The following is a 21,572-nucleotide window of genomic DNA, read 5'->3' on the forward strand; positions in this document are numbered from 1 at the left end:
TTTACCTGAGGTTCCGCTCGGCGGCGATGCGCTCCCAAGCAGTGTTGATGGCTGCCAGCCGTTCCGTTGCGATCTTGACCGCCTCTGGCGGCAGGCCCCTTGCGATCTCTCGGTCGGGATGGTTCTCAGCGGCCATCCTGCGGTAGTGCCGCTTCAGGTCTTCGTCGCTCATGGCCCGATCGGCCTTGAGGATGAGATAGGGATCGTCCGACCGCTTGACGTGGCGGGCAGCGATGCGTTCGAATTCGCTCTCGGAGAACGCAAAGATCGTCGCGACGTTCTTGAGATAGACGTACTCCGCCTCATGCACCGCCTCGTCAGCCTTGGCGATATGAAAGAGGCCGTCGAGCACGTCCTCCAGCAGGGCCGGCTCTTCCTTGAATTCCGCGCCGATCTGCCGGGCATAGGATTCGAACCCTTCGGAGGTCTGCATGGCAAGCTCGAACAGGCGCCGGACCCGGGCATGCTCCCCTTCCGGCACTTCGACGATCTGCTCGAAGGCTTTCACCTCCACGTCCACCACCACGCCGTCGGCCTTGGCCATCTTGGCCGCGAGCGCGACCAGGCCCATGGTGAACAAGACATCGCGCGGCGGCTTTCCGAAGGGGGCGCCTTCGCGATCGATGAGCACGTGCCCGGCCACGCCGCCCAGGAGGGCACCAATCGGCCCGCCGAGCGCCAGGCCGATGCCGGCTCCGCTCAATTTACCCCAAATCGACTGAATCATCTCAGAGACAGTGGTACGCTCAACTTCAGGCAAAAGAAAAGGGGCCGAGAAGATCCCGGCCCCTCAAATCCGATCTCTCGGATCGTCTTAGCGGCAGTAGATGTTGCCGTACATGTCCTGGTACGTGCCGTAGGGGCAGGCGGGGCCGCGCGGAGCCGTTGCGGCGCCGACGACCGCGCCACCGGCAGCACCGATGGCTGCGCCGGCCAGAGCGCCACCGGCGCGGCCCGTGGCAGCGCCACCAATCGCAGCACCGGCAAGACCGCCAACAGCGGCACCGCCCACGGCGCGCTCGCCAGGCGTGTTGCAGGCTGCCATCGAGAGGGTGAGAGCACCGGCGGCAATCGCGGTAATGATCTTCTTCATGGAGGCTTCCCTGTGTCTAGCGGGCTGTAGGCTGCCCAGTTCTCATTAGCTTGACCTTACGCAGACGCCAACTCTTGACTGGGGGAAGAAGTTCCTTGTCCCCCAAATGAGCTGTAGAAAAATCTTTTGTTAAGGGGAACAGGCTATTTCGGCGGGTTTTACGCGCCGATTCGTTGAGCCGCTATCGTTTAACGTGAGCAGACCTGCAGTGGGTCTGCGACTACCCAAGTCACAACTTTGCCCTATTTGGCCTCCAGGCAGCTCTCTTGTACAGCCTATGCCATTTGGAGCTTCGAGATGACTTTGCGGCATTGTATAAAATCAATGACTGCGGTGCTTCTGGTCTGGGCTGCACCTTCGATTCAAGCTCACGCCGACGGCAATATTATCCCTCCTGATGAGGCTGCCGCCCTCGCGCGCGCTCAGGCCGAAGAAGTCATGGCTGCTTCCGCTCCTGAAGGGGACGCGGATTCCGGCGTCGCCGCGGCCGGGAAACCCGAAAAATCCGCTCGTCGGCCTAAGGGGAAGAAGGCTGCCGAAGCTGTCGCGATCCCCGGAGAGAGCCCGAACGAGGCCTCGGTCGAGGAGACGGTCTCGGTCCCGCCCGGCGTGACGGGGCGCTCCCGCCCCGTACGCATCGATGCCGCCAGGGCCAATGCGCTCAGACCTCTGATCGTCCGCTATGCCTCGGAAAACGGTTTGCCGTTTGATCTTGCTGACGCGGTGGTGCGTCTCGAGAGCCGCTACAATCCCGGCGCCCGCAACGGCGCCAATGTCGGCCTGACCCAGATCAACGTCCGCACGGCCCAGTCGATGGGTTACCAGGGCCAGATCGCCGGCCTGCTCGATGCCGAGACGAATCTGCGTTACGGCCTGAAATATCTCGCCCAAGCCTATAAGCTCGCGGGTGGCGATACCTGCGGGACGATTTTGCGCTACCAATTCGGTCATCGGGCGACGACCATGGTCGGTCCTTCGCGCGCCTATTGTGCCAAGGTCAAGGTGATTACCGCGGCAGCCGATTGATCATCCGGCCTTGACGGGAGGCTGTCTTTTGCACCACATCCCCATCGTCAGCCGGCCGGGCGGCCGCTTCGAGCTTGCTCGGGGAGGAAAGTCCGGGCTCCATGGAAGCAAGGTGCCGGATAACGTCCGGCGGGGGCGACCCCAGGGATAGTGCCACAGAAAGCAAACCGCCCTGTTGATACAGGGTAAGGGTGAAAGGGTGCGGTAAGAGCGCACCGCGGACGCAGTAATGCGGACGGCACGGTAAACCCCACCAGGAGCAAAACCGAATAGGGACGACAGGCGCTCGCGCCAGGCCCGCTTCCAGGCTGGTCGTCCGGGTTGGTTGCTTGAGGCGGTCAGCAATGGCCGTCCCAGAGGAATGGCCGCCACGTTCAGGGTCTCGACCCTGGGCCATACAGAACCCGGCTTACAGGCCGGCTGACCCCTCTTTTCCACAGGCCCAAAACTGCGACAAAGCGGACCAAAGCGTTGGTCTGCTTACGATTCATTAACCCTAAACGCGTCTGATGGAAGCTGCATGTCGCGAGGCTTGCGTCCCAGTCCCGTTCCGTTGACGCCCATATTGTCCCATGTTATCCCAAATCATCCCGTCGACGGTTTCTTCCGAAGGGGAGGTTAGGCGCACCGAGAGCGCCAACGTCCTGCTTCGAAAAGAGGCGTTAATGCCGGCTGCGGGTGGCAGGCCATCGAGGTCTGCCGGGGGGCTGACAATCGGGAGCTTGCGAGCTGCGGCCAATGAACCGCTTCGTGTCCAATTTCACCAACAAGTTGGATTCGAAGGGTCGCGTCTCGATCCCCGCGTCCTTCCGGGCCGTTCTGGCCAGGGATGGATTCGAGGGTCTCTACGTTCATCCTGCGCTCGATGCGCAGGCCTTGGACGCAGGTGGCAATACGCTTCTGAACGAGATCGATGCGTTCTTGTCGACGCTGTCGCCCTATTCGGACGAACGGGATCAGCTGTCGACCGCATTGTTCGGGACCAGCGAAATCCTCAAAGTCGATCCGGAGGGGCGTGTCATCCTGACGGAGTCAGTGAAAGTGCATGCCGGGATTGGCGATACGGTGACGTTCGTCGGCCTCGGTCACAAGTTCCAGATTTGGGAGCCGGAGCGTTTCCGTGCGCACTTGGAGGAGGCGCGCACGAAGGTCAGAGATCTGAAGAAATCGCTCGGGGCCCGGGTTGGGGAGCCACGTATGGTACAGAACACCTCACCAGGAGTGCGGGAGCAATGATGGGACGCGGCGACGGCCCAGGAGCCGGAGCCGCTGGCGGACCGACCCGTCACGTTCCTGTGCTCCTGGCGGAGGTGTGCGAGGCGCTCGATGCGAAGCGCGGCGGCCTCTTTATCGATGGGACGTTCGGCGCAGGCGGATATACCCGCGCCATTCTCGATGCCCATCCACAGAACAAGGTGATTGCCATCGACCGCGATCCGGATGCGATCGCGAGCGGCGCATCGTTGGTCGGCAAATTCAAGAAGCGCCTGATTCTTGTGCCGGGACGCTTCGGCGATCTCGACGAGATCGCACGCGACCAGGGCTTCGATGGCGCCGAAGGCGTCGTTCTCGATATCGGCGTCTCGTCCATGCAGCTCGATCAGGCCGAGCGCGGCTTCTCGTTCCGCAACGACGGCCCGCTCGACATGCGCATGGAGCAGGAGGGGCCGAGCGCAGCCGACATCGTCAATGAATCCTCCGAGGCGGAACTCGCCGATATCTTCTATCACTACGGCGAGGAGCGCCGTGCCAGGGCCGTGGCACGCGCCATCATCGAGGCGCGCCGCAGGGAGCCGTTCCAGACGACGCGTCAACTGGCGGATCTCGTCGCCTCGCTCATCCGTCAGGAGCCGAGCGGCATTCATCCGGCCACGCGCGTCTTCCAGGGCCTCCGCATCGCCGTGAACGACGAGCTCGGCGAGCTGGTGCGCGCGCTGCATGCGGCCGAGCGGATTCTGAAGCCCGGCGGACGCCTCGTGGTCGTGACCTTCCATTCCCTCGAAGACCGGATCGTGAAGCAGTTCTTCGCAGCCCGTACCGGGCGATTGCCGAGCGGCTCGCGTCATCTGCCGACTGTCGCTGCGGCCGAGCCGACCTTCCACGCGGTCACAAGGGGGCCGGTCGGCCCGAGCGAGCAGGAAATGGCGCGCAATCCGCGCGCGCGTTCGGCGAAACTCCGGGCCGGCGCCCGCACGGAGGTGCCGCCGCAGGAACCATTGAGCGCCATCACCATGCTGGCCGAGCTTCCGCAGACAGCGGAGAAAAAGGGAGGGCGGCGATGACCAAGCTGCTCCACATCGTCGCGATCTCCGCCCTCATCGCATCGGCGGGCTACGCCTACTCCATCAAGTACGAAACGCTCTATTACGCCGAGCAGGTGGCCAAGCTGAAATCCAAGGTGCAGCGCGAGCGTGACGCCATCGCGGTTCTGCAGGCGGAATGGCAATATCTCGATCGTCCGGACCGCCTGCAGGCGGCGGCCGATCAGCATCTCGATCTGCAGCCCCTGAAGATCCAGCAGCTGGCGCGCCTATCCGATCTGCCGAACCGTCCGGAGCGTGGGGACGAGATCGGCCGCAAGCTCGAAGCGCTTGGTCTGCTCGGGCCGACCGCAACGCCCAAGGATACCAGCACCGAAGCTCGAATCCCATCGACTCAAACCCCGAGACGGTAACTCCCGTGTTGCATGAGACTCAACCCGAACTGAAGGCCAGGAGCCCTCTGCCCAAGAGGGGTATCCTCTTCTATGCGCGCGAGCTGTTCCGGTTGCGCCTCGACAAGAGTACGTCCCGTGTGAGCTTGGCGGCAATCTGCTTCGCCGTGCTCTTCAGCGTCATTGCCGGCCGGCTCGTGCAGCTCGCCGTCACGAGCGAGACCGCGAGCGAGTTCCGCCGCGCGGCTTCCTCCGAGATTTCCGCGGCTCGTCCGGACATCGTTGACCGCAACGGCGAAATCCTTGCCACCGACGTGAGGATGGTGTCCGTCTTCGCGGAGCCGCGCAACATCATCGACAAGGACGAGGCGGTGGAGCTGATCACCGCGGTGCTGCCGGACCTCAACGCTTCGGAATTGCGGGACAAGCTCAGCACGAAGAAGGGTTTCGTGTGGGTGAAGCGCGAAATCACGCCGCGTCAGCAGGCGGAGGTGCACCGTCTCGGCATTCCGGGTATCGGCTTCCTGCCGGAGAACAAGCGCGTCTATCCCAATGCCGAGGCGGCGGCCCATGTGCTGGGCTTCGCCAACGTGGACAATGTGGGCATTGCAGGCATCGAGAAATATATCGACAGCATGGGCCTGCAGGACCTCAACGGCGCGGGTTTCAACATCTCCGCCGCCGACCTGAAACCCGTGCAGCTCTCCATCGATCTTCGCGTGCAGCATGCATTGCGCGACGAGCTGATGAAGGGCATGACGAAGTTCAAGGCGAAAGCCACTGCCGGCGTCGTCATGGACGTGAACACCGGCGAGGTCCTCGCCCTCGTGTCGCTGCCCGATTACGATCCCAACAACCCCGTCGACGCGCTCGACAAGGATCGCATCAACCGCATCAATGTCGGCGTGTTCGAGATGGGATCGACCTTCAAGGCGCTCACCGTCGCCATGGCGCTCGATTCCGGCAAGTACAACATCAACTCGACGCTGGATGCCCGCTCGGGACTTCGCTACGGCAAATTCACCATCGGCGACTATCACGCCACGCACCGCGTGCTCACGGTGCCGGAGGTGTTCATCCACTCGTCGAACATCGGAACGGCCCGCATGGCGCTCGGCATCGGCGTCGATGGCCACAAGGCCTTCCTGCGCAAGATGGGCCAGCTCACGCGCCTCGAGACGGAACTGCCGGAGAGCGCCCTGCCGATCATCCCGCCTCGCTGGGGCGAACTCAACACCATGACCATCGCGTTCGGTCACGGCCTTGCCGTCGCGCCCCTTCAGGCGCTCATGGCGGTCGGCGCCCTCGTGAATGGCGGCGTGCTCATCAAGCCGTCATTCCTGAAGCGTGACGAGGCGGCCGCCCGACAGGACGCCCTGCAGGTCATCAGGCCCGAGACCAGCGAAGCCATGCGCTATGTGATGCGCCTCAACGCATCGAATCCGGCAGGCTCCGCGGGATCGGCGGCCATTGCGGGCTTCTATGTCGGCGGCAAGACCGGAACGGCGGAAAAAGTCATCAACGGCCGCTACTCCAAGAACAAGAACTTCACCACATTCACGGCCGTGGTTCCCGCCGACAAGCCCAAATACGTGTTCCTGACCATCATGGACGAACCGCAGGCGATCGAGGGTACCTACGGTTTCTCGACGGCGGGCTGGAACGCCGGACCCGTGACGGGCAATGTCATCGAGCGCGTTGCGCCGCTCCTCGGCATTCCACCCCGCTTCGAGCCGCCTGCTCAACCTTTCCCACTCATGTCGCGTCTCAATGCCTGGGGCGTCCGGTGACCATGACGAACACATTTCAACTGAGCGATCTGCTTCCGGAAACCAAAGGGCTCCCGGAAGCATCTTTGTCTGTGGCCGGACTTGCCTCCGACAGCCGCAAGGTAGGGGCAGGCAGCGTCTTCTTCGCGGTGCCGGGCACGAAAGTGGACGGCATGAGCTTCGTGCCGCAGGCGGCGGCTTCCGGCGCGATCGCCATCGTCGGGGAGGCGGAGCGCCCGGCCGATCTGCCGGGCCATGTCGCCTATGTCCAGGTCGACGATGTGCGAAAGGCACTTGCTCTGGCTGCATCGCGCTTTTATCCGCAGCAGCCTGAGACAGTCGTCGCCGTTACGGGTACGAGCGGCAAAAGCTCCGTGGCGGATTTCACGCGCCAGCTCTTCGCTGTTCTGGGATATAAATCCGCGAGCCTCGGCACTCTCGGCGTGATCACCTCGGACGGCGCCGCCTATGGCTCGCTCACGACGCCCGATCCAATCTCGCTGCATCAGACGCTCGACACGCTGGCGAGAGACGGTGTCACGCGTCTCGCCATGGAGGCATCGTCGCACGGGATCGATCAGCGCCGCCTCGATGGCGTGCGCCTGAGCGCAGCCGGGTTCACCAATCTCGGTCGCGATCATCTCGATTACCACAATACCACCGAGGCCTATGCGGCCGCGAAGCTGCGCCTGTTCGACACGCTCCTGCCCGCCGATGCGCCGGCCGTCATCAATGCGGACGGCCCCTATGCGGAAGTCTTCCGGCAGGGTGTCGGCAGCCGCGGCCTGACGATGGTCACCACCGGAAGCAGCGGCGAGACGCTCCGGCTTGTCGATGCGCGGCCGGAAGGCTTCAAGCAGGCGCTGACCGTCGAGGCGTTCGGCAAGACGTTTGAAACGGGCCTGCCGCTTCTCGGGGCGTTCCAGATCGAGAACGCGCTCGTGGCGGCTGGTCTCGTGCTGTCCGTCGAGGGCGAGGACCGGGCAGCCGAGGTGTTCGAGGGCTTCAAGACCCTGAAGGGCGTTTCCGGCCGCCTGGAGCAGGTGGGCGAAGTGGACGGCGCCATCTGCATCGTCGATTACGCGCACAAGCCCGATGCGCTGGCCCATGTGCTCGATGCGCTGCGCCCGTTTGCCAAAGGGCGGCTCGTCTGCATCGTCGGCTGCGGCGGAGATCGTGATCGGGGCAAACGTCCGCTCATGGGGCGCATCGCCGCCGACAAGGCGGATATTGTCATCGTGACGGACGATAATCCTCGCTCGGAAGACCCGGCTGCGATCCGCGCCGAGGTGCTCAAAGGGGCTCCCGGCGCCCGCGAAATCGGCGACAGGGCTCTGGCCATCCGCACGGCCGTGAAGGAGCTCCGGAACGGCGATATTCTGGTCGTTGCGGGCAAAGGTCATGAAACGGGCCAAATCATCGGCGACCGGACCCTGCCGTTCTCGGATCACGACGAGGTCCGGGCGGCAATCGCGGAGAGGCATTGATGAATTCGCCCTTGTGGACCTTGGATGAGATTGCGGCCGCCACCGGCGCTCGCATCGGCAGCGGCTTCCGGCAGGCGTCGGGCGCCTCCATCGACACGCGCACGCTGGAGCCGGGCGATCTCTATTTCGCCATCAAGGGCGATGTGCATGACGGCCACGATTTCGTGCCCGCCGCGCTGGAGAAGGGCGCCTCCGCTGCTGTCGTATCCGACGAGAAGGCTCCCGGCCTCCCGTCCGACAAGCTCATCGTCGTGCCCGACGTGCTGGAGGCCATGCGTCAGATGGGGTGCGCGGCCCGCAGGCGCACGGAGGCCCGCATCGTCGCGATCACCGGTTCCGTCGGAAAGACCGGGACGAAGGAGGCCATGCGCCTCGCATTGTCGCGCCAGGGCGCAACACACGCATCGGTCGCCTCCTATAACAACCATTGGGGCGTGCCGCTCACCCTGTCGCGCATGCCGCGCGAAACCGCGTTCGGCGTGTTCGAGATCGGCATGAATCATGCCTACGAAATCCTGCCGCTCACCGCGATGGTTCGTCCCCACGTCGCCGTGATCACCACCATCGAGCCGGTCCATATCGAGTTCTTCCCGTCGCTCTGGGGCATCGCCGATGCCAAGGGCGAGATCTTTTCAGGTTTGGAGCCAGGCGGAACGGCCGTCGTCAGCCGGGACAGCCCCTACTTCGAGCGCGTGAAGGCGCATGCGCTTGCCTCTGCGGCGGGTCGCGTCGTCTCCTTCGGCGAACATGAGAGTGCCGATATCCGCGCCGAGCGGATCATCGTGAAGCCCGATCAATCGATCGTCGAGGCGCGCGTCTTCGGACAGCTCGTCACCTACCGGATCGGAACGGCGGGACGCCACATCGCCCTCAATTCCCTGAGCGTCCTCGCCGCCTGTCATGCCCTTGGCGCGGATCTCGCGCAGGTCGCGCTATCCTTCGCCGGACTGAAGCCGCCGGTCGGCCGTGGCGAGCGGACGATGCTCGCCTTGGGCGAGGAGGACGTGCTTCTCATCGACGAGAGCTACAACGCCAACCCCGCCTCCATGCGCGCCGCGCTCGCCAATCTCGGAGCGGTGGAGCTGGGCCGCCATGCCCGGCGCATCGCCGTTCTGGGAGATATGAAGGAACTGGGCGAGACGGGCCCGCGCCTTCACGAAGACCTTGCTGATGTCATCGAAGCCAACGGGATCGATCTCGTCTTCGCGGCCGGACCGCTGATGAAGAACCTCGTGGACCGCCTGCCGAAGGCGAAGGTCGCGATGCATACGGAGACCTCCGCCGGGCTCATCGACGCGGTCTGCGCGGCGGTTCGTCCCGGCGATGCCGTGATGGTCAAGGGATCGCTCAGCATGAAGATGGCCCCGATCGTCAAGGCGCTGAAAGAACGTTACGGCGCAGGCCCGGCTGCCTCCGCGCTGAAAGGATGAAGACCCCATGTTGACCTGGTTGGCTGAGCTCAGCCCCTATATCAGCCCCTTCAATATCTTCCGCTACATCACGTTCCGCACCGGTGGCGCAACCGCGACCGCAATGCTCTTCGTGTTCCTGTTCGGTCCGTCGATCATCTCGCTCTTACGTGTGCGCCAGGGGAAGGGACAGCCGATCCGCGAGGACGGGCCGCAATCGCATCTGCTGACGAAGCGCGGCACGCCGACCATGGGCGGATTGATGATCATGGCGGGCGTGCTGGTCTCGACGCTTCTGTGGGCCAATCTCGCCAACCCGTATGTCTGGATCGTGCTCTTCGTCACGGTGGGCTTCGGGGCGATCGGCTTCTACGACGATTACCTGAAGGTCACGAAGCAGTCGCACAAGGGCTTTTCGGGCAAATCCCGCCTCGCCATCGAGGCGATCATCGCGGCCGTCGCCTGCATCGCCATCTCGTACGTGGAGGCCCCCGGCCTCGCGAACAAGCTCGCTTTGCCCTTCTCGAAGGACCTGATCTTCAATCTCGGCTGGTTCTACGTCGTCTTCGCGGGCTTCGTGATCGTCGGCGCAGGCAATGCGGTGAACATCACCGACGGCCTCGACGGTCTGGCCATCGTGCCGGTGATGATCGCGGCGGGCACCTTCGGATTTATCGCATATCTCGCCGGCAACGCGGTCTTCGCCAATTACCTGCAGATCCACTTCGTGCCCGGCACCGGCGAACTCGCCGTCATCTGCGGCGCCTTGATCGGCGCGGGCATCGGTTTTCTCTGGTTCAACGCGCCGCCCGCGCAGATCTTCATGGGCGACACGGGATCGCTTGCTCTCGGCGGCCTTCTCGGCACCATCGCGGTCGCGACCAAGCACGAGATCGTCCTCGCCATCGTGGGCGGGCTCTTCGTTCTGGAGATCATGTCCGTCATCATCCAGGTCGCGTCGTTCAAGCTCACGGGCAAGCGCGTCTTCAAGATGGCGCCGATCCACCATCACTTCGAGCAGCTGGGCTGGACCGAGCCGCAGGTCGTGATCCGCTTTTGGATCATTGCCGTCGTGCTCGCCCTCGTCGGCCTCGCGACCCTCAAGCTTCGGTAGGCGAATGACACCCGTCACGACATTTTCCGGCAGGACAGTCGCACTCTTCGGGCTTGGAGGATCGGGGCTCGCAACGGCGCTTGCCTTGAAGGAAGGCGGAGCCCGCATCATCGCGTGGGACGACAATCCGGCGAAGGTGGCGGAGGCCGCTTCCAAAGGCATCGAGACGGCCGACCTGCGCCAGATCGACTGGGCGCCGGTCTCGTCGCTCGTCCTTTCGCCGGGCGTGCCGCTCACTCATCCCGCGCCGCATTGGTCGGCCGATCTCGCGAAGGCTGCCGGTGTCGAGATTATCGGCGACATCGAGCTTTTCTGTCGCGAGCGCGCGAAGATCGCACCGAATGCCCCCTTCGTGGCGATCACCGGAACCAACGGCAAGTCCACGACGACGGCGCTCGTCGCTCATATCCTGCGCGAGGCGAGCCGCGACGTGCAGATGGGCGGCAATATCGGAACAGCGATCCTCTCGCTCGAGCCGCCGTCAGACAGCCGCGTCCATGTGATCGAGTGCTCCTCGTTCCAGATCGACCTCGCGCCGTCGCTGGCACCGATGATCGGCGTGCATCTCAACCTGTCCCCGGATCACATCGACCGGCACGGGACGATGGAGGACTATGCGGCGATCAAGGAACGGCTGGTGGCGAAGGCTGGCCTTGCCGTCATCGGCGTCGACGATCCGATGAGCCGCGCCATGGCCCGGCGCTGCCAGGAGAAGGGTGTGAACGTCGCCTTCGTGTCGGTCGAGCCGATCGAGGGGAAAGGCGTCTTCGCCGATGGCGAAACGCTCGTCGGGGTAACAGGGAGCGAGACCGCTCCACTGGCCGATCTGTCGGGCATCGGTTCGCTGCGGGGTGCGCACAATGCGCAGAACGCGGCTGCGGCCGTCGCCGTCGCCTTGGCCTTGAACGTGCCACCGGAGCAGATCCGCTCCGGCCTCCATACGTTTCCCGGCCTTCCTCACCGGATGGAAGAGGTCGGCCGGATCCGTGAAACGCTCTTCGTCAACGACTCGAAGGCCACCAACGCCGATTCCACCGAGAAGGCGCTCAAGTCCTTCGACGACATTCTCTGGATCCTCGGCGGCAAGGCGAAGGAAGGCGGCATCGAGCCGCTCCGGCCCTACTTTCCAAAGATCCGCAAGGCCTATCTGATCGGCGCGGCGGCGGACGAATTCGCCGGAACGCTTGGTCGTGACGTTGCCTATACCCGAAGCGAGACGCTCGACAATGCGGTGGCTCAGGCGGCCGCGGATGCCGCCGCGGCGGATGGCACCATGGTCGTTCTCCTGTCTCCGGCCTGCGCGTCCTACGATCAGTTTCCGAACTACGAAGTGCGCGGCGATCATTTCCGCGAGTTGGTCCGGGCATTGCCGGACATTGAAGTCAAGGGGGCTTGAAGATGGTATCGCGGGCGGAACGCTCGGCCTTCAGCGATTGGTGGTGGACCGTCGACCGGCTGCTGCTGGCGGCGCTCGCCATCCTCATGGTGGCGGGTCTCGTCTTTCTCATGGCAGGTGGACCGCCCGTCGCGGAGCGCCTGGGGCTTTCGACTTTCCACTTCGTGAGCCGCCAGGTGATGTTCCTGGTCCCGGCGCTTCTGATCCTGCTGCCGGTGTCGTTCCTGTCGCTGCGCCACATCCGGCGTCTGGCCTTGCTGGTCTATGTGGGCGGCATGGCGATGATCATGCTGGCCTTCCAGTTCGGGCCCGAGATCAAGGGCGCACATCGGTGGATCATGATCGGTCCGCTCGGCGTTCAGCCGTCCGAATTCGTGAAGCCCGCCTTCGTCGTTCTCGCCGCGTGGGCGTTCTCCGAGGGGGCGCGGCGCAAGGACATGCCGGGCGCGCTGCTCGCGCTGATGATCCTTCCGGCGACGATCATCCCGCTCATCCTCCAGCCCGATTTCGGGCAGACCATGCTGATCACCATCGTGTGGTGCGGCCTCTTCTTCGTCGCCGGTCTGCATTGGTTCTGGGTGATGGGCCTTGGCGGCGCGGGACTTGTCGGCATCGTGGCGGCTTACGAATTCCTGCCGCACGTGCGCGCCCGCATCGAACGGTTCCTCGACAAGGATTCCGGCGATACCTTCCAGGTCGACATGGCCATGGAATCCTTCTCGCGCGGCGGCTGGCTCGGCCGCGGGCCCGGCGAGGGAACCGTGAAGCGCATTCTGCCCGACGCGCATACCGACTTCATTTTCGCCGTGACGGCGGAAGAGTTCGGCATCATCGTGTGCCTCGGCCTGCTGCTGCTGTTCGGTTTCATCGTGCTGCGCGGCCTGATGCTCGCCCGCCGCAACGAGGACACCTTCTGCCGCCTTGCCGCCACGGGCCTCATCCTGATGTTCGGTCTCCAGGCGGCCATCAACATGATGGTGAATGTGCACCTCATGCCCGCCAAGGGCATGACGCTGCCGTTCATCTCCTATGGGGGCTCCTCGCTCATGTCCCTGGCGCTCGGCATGGGCTTCCTCGTCGCGCTCACCCGCCGCCGACCACGGGCGGAAATGATGGAGCACTTCAATCAGGATTGGCAGCGGTGACCGATAGGCCTCTTATCCTTCTGACCGCCGGCGGCACCGGCGGCCATCTCTTTCCGGCCGAGGCGCTCGCCAATGTGCTCAAGGCCTCCGGCTGCGGGGTGGCGCTCGCGACGGACAAGCGCGCGAACGCCTATGCGGGCTCCTTCCCGGCGGACGAGATCGTCGAGATTCCTGCCGCGACCCCTTCCGGCCGTTCCGTGCCGAAGATGGCGAAGGCGGCGCTGCTGCTCGCCCAGGGGACGCTGAAGGCCATGGCGGTGATCCGCCGCCTGAGGCCGGATGCGGTCGTGGGCTTCGGCGGCTATCCCACCGTGCCGCCAGTCGTTGCCGCATCGCTCCTCAAGGTGCCTACGGTCATCCACGAGGCCAATGGCGTGATGGGCCGCGCCAACCGTCTGCTCGCGCGCCGCTCCTCGCTGATCGCGACAGGCTTTTCCAACACCAAGGGCGTGCCGGCGACAAAGCCCGGTCGGATCATCCACACCGGGAACCCGGTCCGTCCAGCCGTGATCGAGGCGGCCAGGCAGCCCTATGCCGCCCTTGAGCCCAACGGAAAGATGCGCCTTCTCGTCGTCGGCGGCAGCCAGGGCGCGCGGGTGATGAGCGATGTCGTGCCGCCTGCAATCGAACTCCTGCCCCAGGAGACGCGGAACCGCCTCGTCATCACCCAGCAGGCGAGGGGAGAGGACCTGGAGCGGGTGCGAGCCCATTACCGGAACCTCGATGTGGAATTCGAGGCCGAGCCCTTCTTCACGGATCTGCCGAGGCGCCTCGGCGAAGCGCATCTTGTCATTGCCCGTTCCGGCGCCTCGACGGTCGCGGAACTGGCGGCGATCGGCCGTCCTTCGCTCCTCGTGCCCCTGCCGGGCTCTCTCGATCAGGACCAGGCCGCCAACGCCAGAACCCTCGGAGATATCGGCGGCGCCATCGTTTGCCCACAAACGGAATTCACCCCTGAACGCCTGGCGAGCGAGATACGCTCCATCTTTCAAGAGCCTGAACGCTTGACCAAAGCCGCCGCCGCCGCACATAGCGCCAGCATCACGGACGCGGCCGAGCGTCTGGCCCATGCTGTCCTCAACCTGATTCATCTCAACAAGAACGGAACGTCTTCATGAAACTGCCGCCGAAGCTAGGCCCCATTCATTTCATCGGTATCGGCGGCATCGGCATGTCGGGCATCGCCGAGGTCATGCACAATCTGGGCTACACGGTTCAGGGTTCCGACGCGGCCGACAACTACAACGTGAAACGCTTGGCCGACAAGGGAATCAAGACTTTCATCGGCCACAAGGCCGAGAACGTGGACGATGCCGAGATCGTCGTGGTTTCCACCGCGATCAAGCGCGACAACCCGGAACTCGTCGTCGCCCGCGAAAAGCGCCTGCCGGTCGTTCGCCGCGCGGAAATGCTCGCCGAGCTCATGCGCTTCAAGTCCTGCGTCGCGGTGGCCGGAACCCATGGCAAGACCACCACGACTTCGCTCGTCGCGACGCTTCTCGATGCGGGCGGCCTCGATCCGACGGTCATCAACGGCGGCATCATCAACGCCTACGGCACCAATGCCCGCATGGGCGACGGCCAGTGGATGGTGGTCGAGGCGGACGAATCGGACGGCACCTTCCTGAAGCTCCCGGCCGATGTCGCCATCGTGACCAATATCGACGCCGAGCATCTCGATCATTTCGGCACCTATGACGCGATCAAGGACGCCTTTCGCTCCTTCATCGATTCGATCCCCTTCTACGGTTTCGCCGTGATGTGCATCGACCATCCGACCGTGCAGGATCTGGTCGGCCGCATCGAGGATCGCCGCATCATCACCTATGGCGAGAACCCGCAGGCGGACGTGCGCCTGATGGACGTGGATTCGCGTGGCGGCCAGAACCACTTCCGTGTGATGATCCGCGATCGCCGCCCCGGATTCCGCCTCGAGCTCGAAGACCTGGTTCTGCCGATGCCCGGCGCCCACAACGCGCTCAACGCCACTGCGGCCATTGCCGTCGCGCATGAACTCGGCGTCTCGCCGGAGGCGATCCGCAAGGCACTTGCAGGGTTCGGCGGCGTGAAGCGCCGCTTCACCCGCACCGGTGAATGGAACGGCGTTACCGTGTTCGATGATTACGGCCACCATCCCATCGAGATCGCGGCGGTGCTGAAAGCCGCTCGGGCATCGACAGAAGGCCAGGTGATCGCCGTGGTGCAGCCGCACCGCTATTCGCGCCTGTCGTCGCTGTTCGATCAGTTCTGCACCTGCTTCAACGATGCGGATTCCGTCATCGTCGCGCCGGTCTATGCGGCGGGCGAGCAGCCGATTCCGGGAGCCGACCGCGATGGGCTCGTCTCCGGCCTGAAGGCACGCGGCCATCGCAACGCGATGGCGCTCGAAAAGACGGAGGATCTCGCCGGTCTCATCAAAGGCATTGCGAAACCGGGGGATTACGTCCTCTGCCTCGGCGCCGGCAACATCACCCAATGGGCCTATGCGCTCCCGGGCGAACTCGAAGCGCTCGGCGAGAAGGCCGCTTGATGTTTGCCGACATCACTCCCGACCTGAAGGCGGCGATGCCGGAGCTGCGCGGCAGGTTGGAGGCCAATGCGCCGACCGCGCCACTTTCCTGGTTCCGTACCGGCGGTCCGGCCCAGGTCCTGTTCACGCCTGCAGATGAGGATGACCTCGCTTACTTCCTGCAGCGCCTCGACAGTCAGGTGCCGGTGCTCGTCGTGGGCCTCGGCTCCAATATGCTCATCCGTGATGGAGGATGGGAAGGAGTTGTCATCCGCCTCGGGAAGGGGTTCGCTGAGGTGACGGTAGAGGCCGATTGCCGTATTCGCGCCGGTGCTGCCGCTCCGGATGTCAAAGTTGCTCGCGCAGCGGCCGAAGCGGGGATTGCAGGCCTCTCGTTCCTGCGCGGCATTCCCGGCACGATCGGCGGGGCGCTGCGTATGAACGGCGGCGCTTACGGTGGAGAAGTCAGGGATTGTCTCCATTATGCGAGTGCTCTGACGCGGACGGGCGAAGCGATCGCTTTTCTTAACGAGCAGATGGGCTTCACCTATCGTCACTCGAAAGTGCCGGACGATGTAATCTTCACCGAAGCTGTGTTCAAGGGCCGCCCCGGGAACCCGGACGACATCCTGGCCGAGATGAATGCGATCACCGAGGCACGTTCTTCCACGCAGCCCGTCAATACGCGCACGGGCGGTTCGACCTTCAAGAACCCTCCCGGCCGGAAGGCCTGGGAGCTGGTCGACGCCGCCGGATGCCGCGGCCTGCGCATCGGTGACGCGCAGGTCTCCGAGATGCATTGCAACTTCCTGATCAACCATGGCTCGGCATCGGCGGCCGACATCGAGAACCTCGGAGAGGAGGTCCGCCGCCGGGTCCGCGACATGTCGGGCGTGGAGCTCGAATGGGAGATCAAGCGAGTCGGCCTCGGCCGGGCGTAAAACCGAATCACTTTGTTAACGCTCGGCTGGTTCACTGAAGCGGCTGCAGGCGAAGGAGCATGTCATGGCCAAGCACGTTGCCGTTCTCTATGGCGGCTGGTCCGCGGAACGCGAGGTGAGCCTCGCCACCGGTCGAGCCTGCTGCAAGGCCCTGGAGGGGCAAGGCTACAGGGTCACCCCCATCGACGTGCAGCCGGACATCGCGACCGTCCTTCAGGCCACGGCCCCGGATGTGGTGTTCAATGCGCTCCACGGCCGCGTCGGGGAGGACGGCACCATCCAGGGCCTCCTGGAAATTCTGAGAATTCCCTATACCCATTCGGGCGTCCTCGCCTCGGCGCTTGCGATGCAGAAGGACAAGGCCAAGGTCATCATGGCGGCCGCCGGCGTGCCGGTGCCCAAAGGAATAGTTGTTAACAGATTGGAAGCGGCCAAAAACCACGTGCTGCCGGCTCCCTATGTGATCAAGCCGGTGAGCGAGGGCTCCTCCGTGGGGGTCATCATCGTCCGGGAGGACCGCTCCCATCCGCCTCAGGAACTGCACAGGGAAGACTGGGCTTTCGGCGAAAAAGTCCTTGTGGAATCGTATGTTGCGGGTCGTGAGCTCACCTGCGCGGTCATGGGCGACTGGCCGCTCGGGGTGATCGATATCCGCCCCGCGACCGGCGTCTTCTACGACTATGACGCAAAGTATGTGAAGGGCGGGTCCATTCACGTGCTGCCGGCAGAAATTAAACCGAATATTTACCAAAAGGTCCAAGAGTTGGCGTTAACGGCGCATCAAGCGCTCGGCTGCAGGGGAATCAGCCGCGCCGACTTGCGGTACGACGACACCCCCGGTGGAACCGGGGAACTCGTGGTCCTGGAGGTCAACACGCAACCCGGCATGACCGAGACGAGCTTGGTGCCAGAAATCGCAGCCCATGCGGGCTACACTTTTGGCGAGCTTGTGCAATGGATGGTGGAGGACGCTACCTGCAATCGATGACGGCCTATCCGGCCGGCGTTGTTGCGACGCGCGCTGCCTCCAGCAGGCAGCCTTCTCGAATCAAGAAAATCTTCGGCTCTTCGCAGAGCGTCCGGCGTCGACGCGCGGGCGCTCCGCTCGAGAAACGGATTCCCCGCTTCCTGGGGACCTGGCTGACGCTCGGCTTTCTTTCGGGGGTCGTGACCCTCGGTCTCTGGCAGGGCGGTCACCTCGACACCTTCATCCGCGAGCACGGCCAGCCGCATCATGCACTGGCGCGCGCGCTCGGTCTCGGCCTCGAGAGCATTACGATTTCCGGGATTTCCCAGATGCGCGAGACCGAGGTTCTGGCGGCTGGGGGCTTGAACTCCAAGCTGGCGCTGGTCTTTCTCGACGTGAACGAGCTGCGCGAGCGCCTCGAGCGCGTTCCGATGATCGAGAGCGCCACGGTCCGCAAGCTTTATCCGAACGAGCTCGTGATCTCGCTCACCGAGCGCCAGCCCTATGCCATCTGGCAGAACAACGGCGAACTCTTCGTCATTGCGGCCGACGGCACGGTCATCGACCTGATGCAGGACGAGCGCTTCGTTAACCTGCCTTTCGTCGTGGGCGAGGGCGCCAATGCGCGCAGCAAGGAATATTTCGCGCTGCTCGATGCGGCCGGCCCGCTGAAGGAACGGATTCGCGCCGGGACGCTCGTCGCAGGGCGGCGCTGGACGCTGAAGATGGACAACGGCATGGACGTGCGCCTGCCCGAGAAGGGGGCTGCCAATGCGCTGGCCCGTCTCGTGAAGCTCGAGAACGAGCAGAAGATTTTGGAAAAGGACGTGCTTGCGATCGATCTGCGCATGGCAGATCGCGTCGTCGTCCGTCTCACGGAGGAGGCGGCTCTGGCCCGCGCCGAGTCGCTGAAGAAGAAACCAATGCGCGGCAAGGGGGTCGATACATGAGTCTCTCGGGTCACGGGCTGACGCCGCGCCTCAAGCCTTTGTCCGCGCGCAAGAGCGCCATCCTCTCGGTCCTCGACATCGGAACGAGCAAGGTGGTCTGCGTCGTGGCGGAGCTGAAGCCGGCCGACGAGGTCGAGTCGCTGCGCAGCCGCACCCATGTGGCGCGCATCCTCGGCATCGGCCATCAGCGCTCCGCCGGCTTGAAGGGCGGCGTCGTCGTTGATTTGGAAGCGGCCGAAACATCCATTCGCCAGGCCGTCCACGCGGCGGAGCGGATGGCGAAGGTGGAAATTCAGTCGGTGATCGTGAATCTCACCGGCGGCCGCCTCGCCTCGGAGCATTTCGAGGCGCATGTTCCGGTGCGCGGCGCCGTCAACGATGGCGACGTTCATCGCGTGCTCGATGCGGCATCGTCTTACGATCTGCGTCGCGGCCGGGCGATTCTCCATGCGCTGCCGACGGGCTTCTCGCTCGATGCGCAGAACCATATCGTCGATCCCGCCGGCATGATCGGCGAACAGCTCGGCGTCGATCTTCACGTTGTGACCACGGAAGCCGCTGCCGCGCGCAACCTGATGCTGGCGGTCGAGCGGTGCCATCTCGGGGTCGAGGCGGTGATCTCCTCCCCTTACGCCTCGGGTCTCTCGGCCCTTGTGGACGACGAAGCCGATATGGGCTGCGCCGTCGTCGACATGGGTGCGGGCACCACGAGCGTCGGCATTTTTTCCAACGGGCATCTCGTGCACACGGATGCCATCGCGGTCGGCGGTCATCACGTGACCATGGATATCGCGCGCGGTCTCACGACCCGCGTCTCCGCCGCCGAGCGCCTCAAGACCCTCTACGGATCCGCGATCACTTCGAGCGCGGATGACCGGGACATGATCGCGGTGCCGCAGGTCGATGAGGACGAACGGGACGTTCCGAATCATCTGCCGAAGTCGCACCTCGTTCGCATCATCAAGCCACGGGTCGAGGAAATCCTCGAACTCGTGCGCGACCGCCTGAAGAGCGCGGGCTTCGCAGCCCAGGCCGGACGGCGCGTCGTGCTGACGGGAGGCGCAAGCCAGCTCGTCGGGCTGCCGGAAACGGCACGCCGCATTCTGCAGGGCCAGGTTCGTGTCGGGCGCCCGCTCGGCATCAAGGGTCTGCCCGAGGCGGCGAAGGGCCCTGCCTTTTCGGCGGTGGTCGGTCTCCTGGTTTACCCCCAGGTGGCGCATATCGAGTACTTCGAGCCGCGTTCGAGCGGCTTGTTTCAGAGTACGGGAACCGACGGCTACTTCTCGCGGGTGAGCCGGTGGATTCGCGATAGTTTTTAAAGCGTAGCGCGGTGACGCGGCGGGTCATCGCGAGAGTTCAAGTCAACAAGGGTAAGCGTCGGCCAAACGCTGTCAGTCTAAAGGGCCAAAGAGGCACAGGTCATGGCAATCAATCAGCAAGCTCCGGACATCCGGGAACTCAAGCCGCACATCACTGTCTTCGGTGTCGGCGGCGCCGGCGGCAACGCCGTGAACAACATGATCGAGTCCGGTCTGGAGGGCGTCGAGTTCGTCGTCTCGAACACCGATGCCCAGGCGCTGGCCTCCTCCAAGGCTCAGCGCGTGATCCAGATGGGCATCCAGGTCACGGAGGGCCTCGGCGCTGGCTCGCAGCCGGAAGTCGGGCGCGCTGCCGCCGAAGAGGTGATCGACGAGATCCGCGATCAGCTCGCCGGCTCCCACATGGTGTTCATCACCGCCGGCATGGGCGGCGGCACCGGCACGGGCGCAGCTCCGGTCGTAGCGCGCGCCGCCCGTGAACTCGGTATACTGACCGTCGGCGTCGTCACGAAGCCGTTCCAGTTCGAGGGCGTGCGCCGCATGCGTCTGGCCGAGGCGGGAATCGCCGAGCTGCAGCAGGCCGTCGATACCCTCATCGTCATTCCGAACCAGAACCTCTTCCGCGTCGCCACCGAGAAGACCACCTTCGCGGACGCCTTCGCGATGGCCGACCAGGTGCTCTATTCGGGCGTGGCCTGCATCACCGATCTGATGGTGAAGGAAGGCCTCATCAACCTCGACTTCGCCGACGTCCGCTCGGTCATGCGCGGCATGGGCAAGGCCATGATGGGCACCGGCGAGGCTTCAGGCGAGAAGCGCGCGATTCGCGCCGCCGAGGCAGCCATCGCCAATCCGCTCCTCGACGACGTGTCGATGAAGGGCGCCCGCGGCCTGCTGATTTCGATCACGGGCGGCAACGATCTCACCCTGTACGAGCTCGACGAGGCCGCCACCCGCATTCGCGAGGAAGTGGACCAGGATGCCAACATCATTCTCGGCGCCACCTTCGACGAGAGCCTGGAGGGCATCATCCGCGTGTCCGTGGTGGCCACGGGTATCGACCATGCCCTGCTGGAAAATGCCGGTGACCTGACCGCCACCGAGCAGCGGATCTCCGAGGTGGCCGAGCGCCTGCGCGCCGAGGCCCGGGCCCGCGCCACGCAGACCCCGGCCATGCCGGGCGTTCGGGCCAACGTCCAGGCCGAATCGGTGAAGGCGGCTCAGACCATGGCCGAGGCGCACCCGGTCATGGCGCAGGCCCCGGCCGCTGCCGCTCTCCGTCCGATCGAATCCGCTCCGCAGTCGATGGTCCGCGACGACGTGATCCTGACGCCGGCTCAGCCCAAGCCCGCGATGGTGTATGAGACACAGGCTCCCCAGCAGCCCGTCTATGACGAGCCGGCCGCGGATGAGACCTTCATCCCGCCGCAGGCCGAGCGCGCCGTGCGCCCGGCGCGGATGCCTCGGATCGACGAGCTGCCGCTTCCGGCCCAGAACCAGATTCGCGCCAGCCGCGGCGAGGTCGATCCGGTTCAGGAGCACAAGCCGTCCCTGATCCAGCGTCTGGCCACGATGGGTTTCGGCCGCCGCGATGAGGCTCAGCACGCGCCTGCCGAGCAGGCGCCGCGCCAGGAGGCTCCGCGTCAGCAGATGTCCCCGGTCCACGCGGAATACGCCCGCCGCCCGGCTCCCCAGGCGCAGCGTCCCGCTCCGGCTCAGAGGGGCATGGAGGACGACCAGCTGGAGATTCCCGCCTTCCTTCGTCGCCAGGCGAACTAGCGCATCGTGCGGACC

At 64.6% G+C, this 21,572-nt stretch carries 19 protein-coding genes and 1 other RNA gene; 18 read left to right on the forward strand and 2 right to left on the reverse strand.

From position 1 onward, the window contains the following. Position 1 precedes the first annotated feature (1 nt). Complete coding sequence (locus AB8841_RS15460; RefSeq protein WP_370436715.1) at positions 2-727, reverse strand: TerB family tellurite resistance protein; 726 nt, start codon at positions 725-727, stop codon at positions 2-4. Positions 728-814: 87 nt separating this feature from the next. Beyond that, positions 815-1,093 (reverse strand): hypothetical protein, encoded by a 279-nt coding sequence (locus AB8841_RS15465; protein WP_370436716.1) that lies wholly within the window; start codon positions 1,091-1,093, stop codon positions 815-817. A 438-nt stretch (positions 1,094-1,531) separates the two neighbouring features. Between AB8841_RS15465 and AB8841_RS15470 the strand changes: the two genes are divergently transcribed. From AB8841_RS15470 to ftsZ, 18 genes are all read left to right on the forward strand, one after another. Continuing rightward, positions 1,532-2,119, forward strand: coding sequence for a transglycosylase SLT domain-containing protein (locus AB8841_RS15470; protein WP_370436717.1), 588 nt, complete (start codon positions 1,532-1,534; stop codon positions 2,117-2,119). A 47-nt stretch (positions 2,120-2,166) separates the two neighbouring features. Further along, positions 2,167-2,547: RNase P RNA component class A (gene rnpB / locus AB8841_RS15475), an RNA gene on the forward strand. 310 nt (positions 2,548-2,857) lie between these two features. Beyond that, on the forward strand, positions 2,858-3,355 hold the full coding sequence (gene mraZ, locus AB8841_RS15480) for a division/cell wall cluster transcriptional repressor MraZ (protein WP_370436718.1): 498 nt from the start codon (positions 2,858-2,860) through the stop codon (positions 3,353-3,355). Then, on the forward strand, positions 3,352-4,401 hold the full coding sequence (gene rsmH, locus AB8841_RS15485; RefSeq protein WP_370436719.1) for a 16S rRNA (cytosine(1402)-N(4))-methyltransferase RsmH: 1,050 nt from the start codon (positions 3,352-3,354) through the stop codon (positions 4,399-4,401). The genes mraZ and rsmH overlap by 4 nt, the downstream gene beginning before the upstream one ends. After that, a complete protein-coding gene (locus AB8841_RS15490; RefSeq protein ID WP_370436720.1) occupies positions 4,398-4,793 on the forward strand; it encodes a hypothetical protein in 396 nt (131 codons plus the stop codon). The genes rsmH and AB8841_RS15490 overlap by 4 nt, the downstream gene beginning before the upstream one ends. Before the next feature lie 5 nt (positions 4,794-4,798). Further along, positions 4,799-6,562 (forward strand): peptidoglycan D,D-transpeptidase FtsI family protein, encoded by a 1,764-nt coding sequence (locus AB8841_RS15495; RefSeq protein ID WP_370436721.1) that lies wholly within the window; start codon positions 4,799-4,801, stop codon positions 6,560-6,562. 2 nt (positions 6,563-6,564) lie between these two features. After that, on the forward strand, positions 6,565-8,028 hold the full coding sequence (locus AB8841_RS15500; RefSeq protein WP_370436722.1) for a UDP-N-acetylmuramoyl-L-alanyl-D-glutamate--2,6-diaminopimelate ligase: 1,464 nt from the start codon (positions 6,565-6,567) through the stop codon (positions 8,026-8,028). Continuing rightward, positions 8,028-9,458, forward strand: a complete 1,431-nt coding sequence (locus AB8841_RS15505; RefSeq protein WP_370436723.1) for a UDP-N-acetylmuramoylalanyl-D-glutamyl-2,6-diaminopimelate--D-alanyl-D-alanine ligase — start codon at positions 8,028-8,030, stop codon at positions 9,456-9,458. Before AB8841_RS15500 ends, AB8841_RS15505 begins: the two co-directional genes overlap by 1 nt. A gap of 7 nt (positions 9,459-9,465) precedes the next feature. Continuing rightward, a complete protein-coding gene (gene mraY, locus AB8841_RS15510; protein ID WP_370436724.1) occupies positions 9,466-10,551 on the forward strand; it encodes a phospho-N-acetylmuramoyl-pentapeptide-transferase in 1,086 nt (361 codons plus the stop codon). A gap of 4 nt (positions 10,552-10,555) precedes the next feature. Next, entirely contained in the window at positions 10,556-11,947 is a 1,392-nt protein-coding gene (gene murD, locus AB8841_RS15515) for a UDP-N-acetylmuramoyl-L-alanine--D-glutamate ligase (RefSeq protein WP_370436725.1), read from the forward strand. 2 nt (positions 11,948-11,949) lie between these two features. Beyond that, positions 11,950-13,092 carry an FtsW/RodA/SpoVE family cell cycle protein gene (locus AB8841_RS15520; protein WP_370436726.1) on the forward strand — a complete coding sequence of 381 codons (1,143 nt, stop codon included), beginning with the start codon at positions 11,950-11,952 and terminating at the stop codon, positions 13,090-13,092. Continuing rightward, the gene (gene murG, locus AB8841_RS15525) at positions 13,089-14,210 is read left to right on the forward strand and encodes an undecaprenyldiphospho-muramoylpentapeptide beta-N-acetylglucosaminyltransferase (protein ID WP_370436727.1); all 1,122 of its coding nucleotides are present in this window, start codon (positions 13,089-13,091) and stop codon (positions 14,208-14,210) included. Before AB8841_RS15520 ends, murG begins: the two co-directional genes overlap by 4 nt. Continuing rightward, a complete protein-coding gene (murC, locus tag AB8841_RS15530) occupies positions 14,207-15,622 on the forward strand; it encodes a UDP-N-acetylmuramate--L-alanine ligase (RefSeq protein WP_370436728.1) in 1,416 nt (471 codons plus the stop codon). Before murG ends, murC begins: the two co-directional genes overlap by 4 nt. After that, positions 15,619-16,542: a UDP-N-acetylmuramate dehydrogenase gene (gene murB / locus AB8841_RS15535; protein WP_370436729.1), complete on the forward strand. Its 924-nt coding sequence runs from the start codon at positions 15,619-15,621 to the stop codon at positions 16,540-16,542. Before murC ends, murB begins: the two co-directional genes overlap by 4 nt. Positions 16,543-16,606: 64 nt before the next feature. Then, complete coding sequence (locus tag AB8841_RS15540; RefSeq protein ID WP_370436730.1) at positions 16,607-17,530, forward strand: D-alanine--D-alanine ligase; 924 nt, start codon at positions 16,607-16,609, stop codon at positions 17,528-17,530. After that, positions 17,497-18,459: a cell division protein FtsQ/DivIB gene (locus AB8841_RS15545; protein ID WP_370436731.1), complete on the forward strand. Its 963-nt coding sequence runs from the start codon at positions 17,497-17,499 to the stop codon at positions 18,457-18,459. Before AB8841_RS15540 ends, AB8841_RS15545 begins: the two co-directional genes overlap by 34 nt. Then, positions 18,456-19,778 (forward strand): cell division protein FtsA, encoded by a 1,323-nt coding sequence (ftsA, locus tag AB8841_RS15550; RefSeq protein ID WP_370436732.1) that lies wholly within the window; start codon positions 18,456-18,458, stop codon positions 19,776-19,778. The genes AB8841_RS15545 and ftsA overlap by 4 nt, the downstream gene beginning before the upstream one ends. A gap of 102 nt (positions 19,779-19,880) precedes the next feature. Beyond that, the gene (gene ftsZ, locus AB8841_RS15555) at positions 19,881-21,557 is read left to right on the forward strand and encodes a cell division protein FtsZ (protein WP_370436733.1); all 1,677 of its coding nucleotides are present in this window, start codon (positions 19,881-19,883) and stop codon (positions 21,555-21,557) included. Positions 21,558-21,572: the final 15 nt, after the last annotated feature.

This window comes from Microvirga sp. TS319, from assembly GCF_041276405.1.
In the GTDB taxonomy this organism is placed as follows: Bacteria; Pseudomonadota; Alphaproteobacteria; order Rhizobiales; family Beijerinckiaceae; genus Microvirga.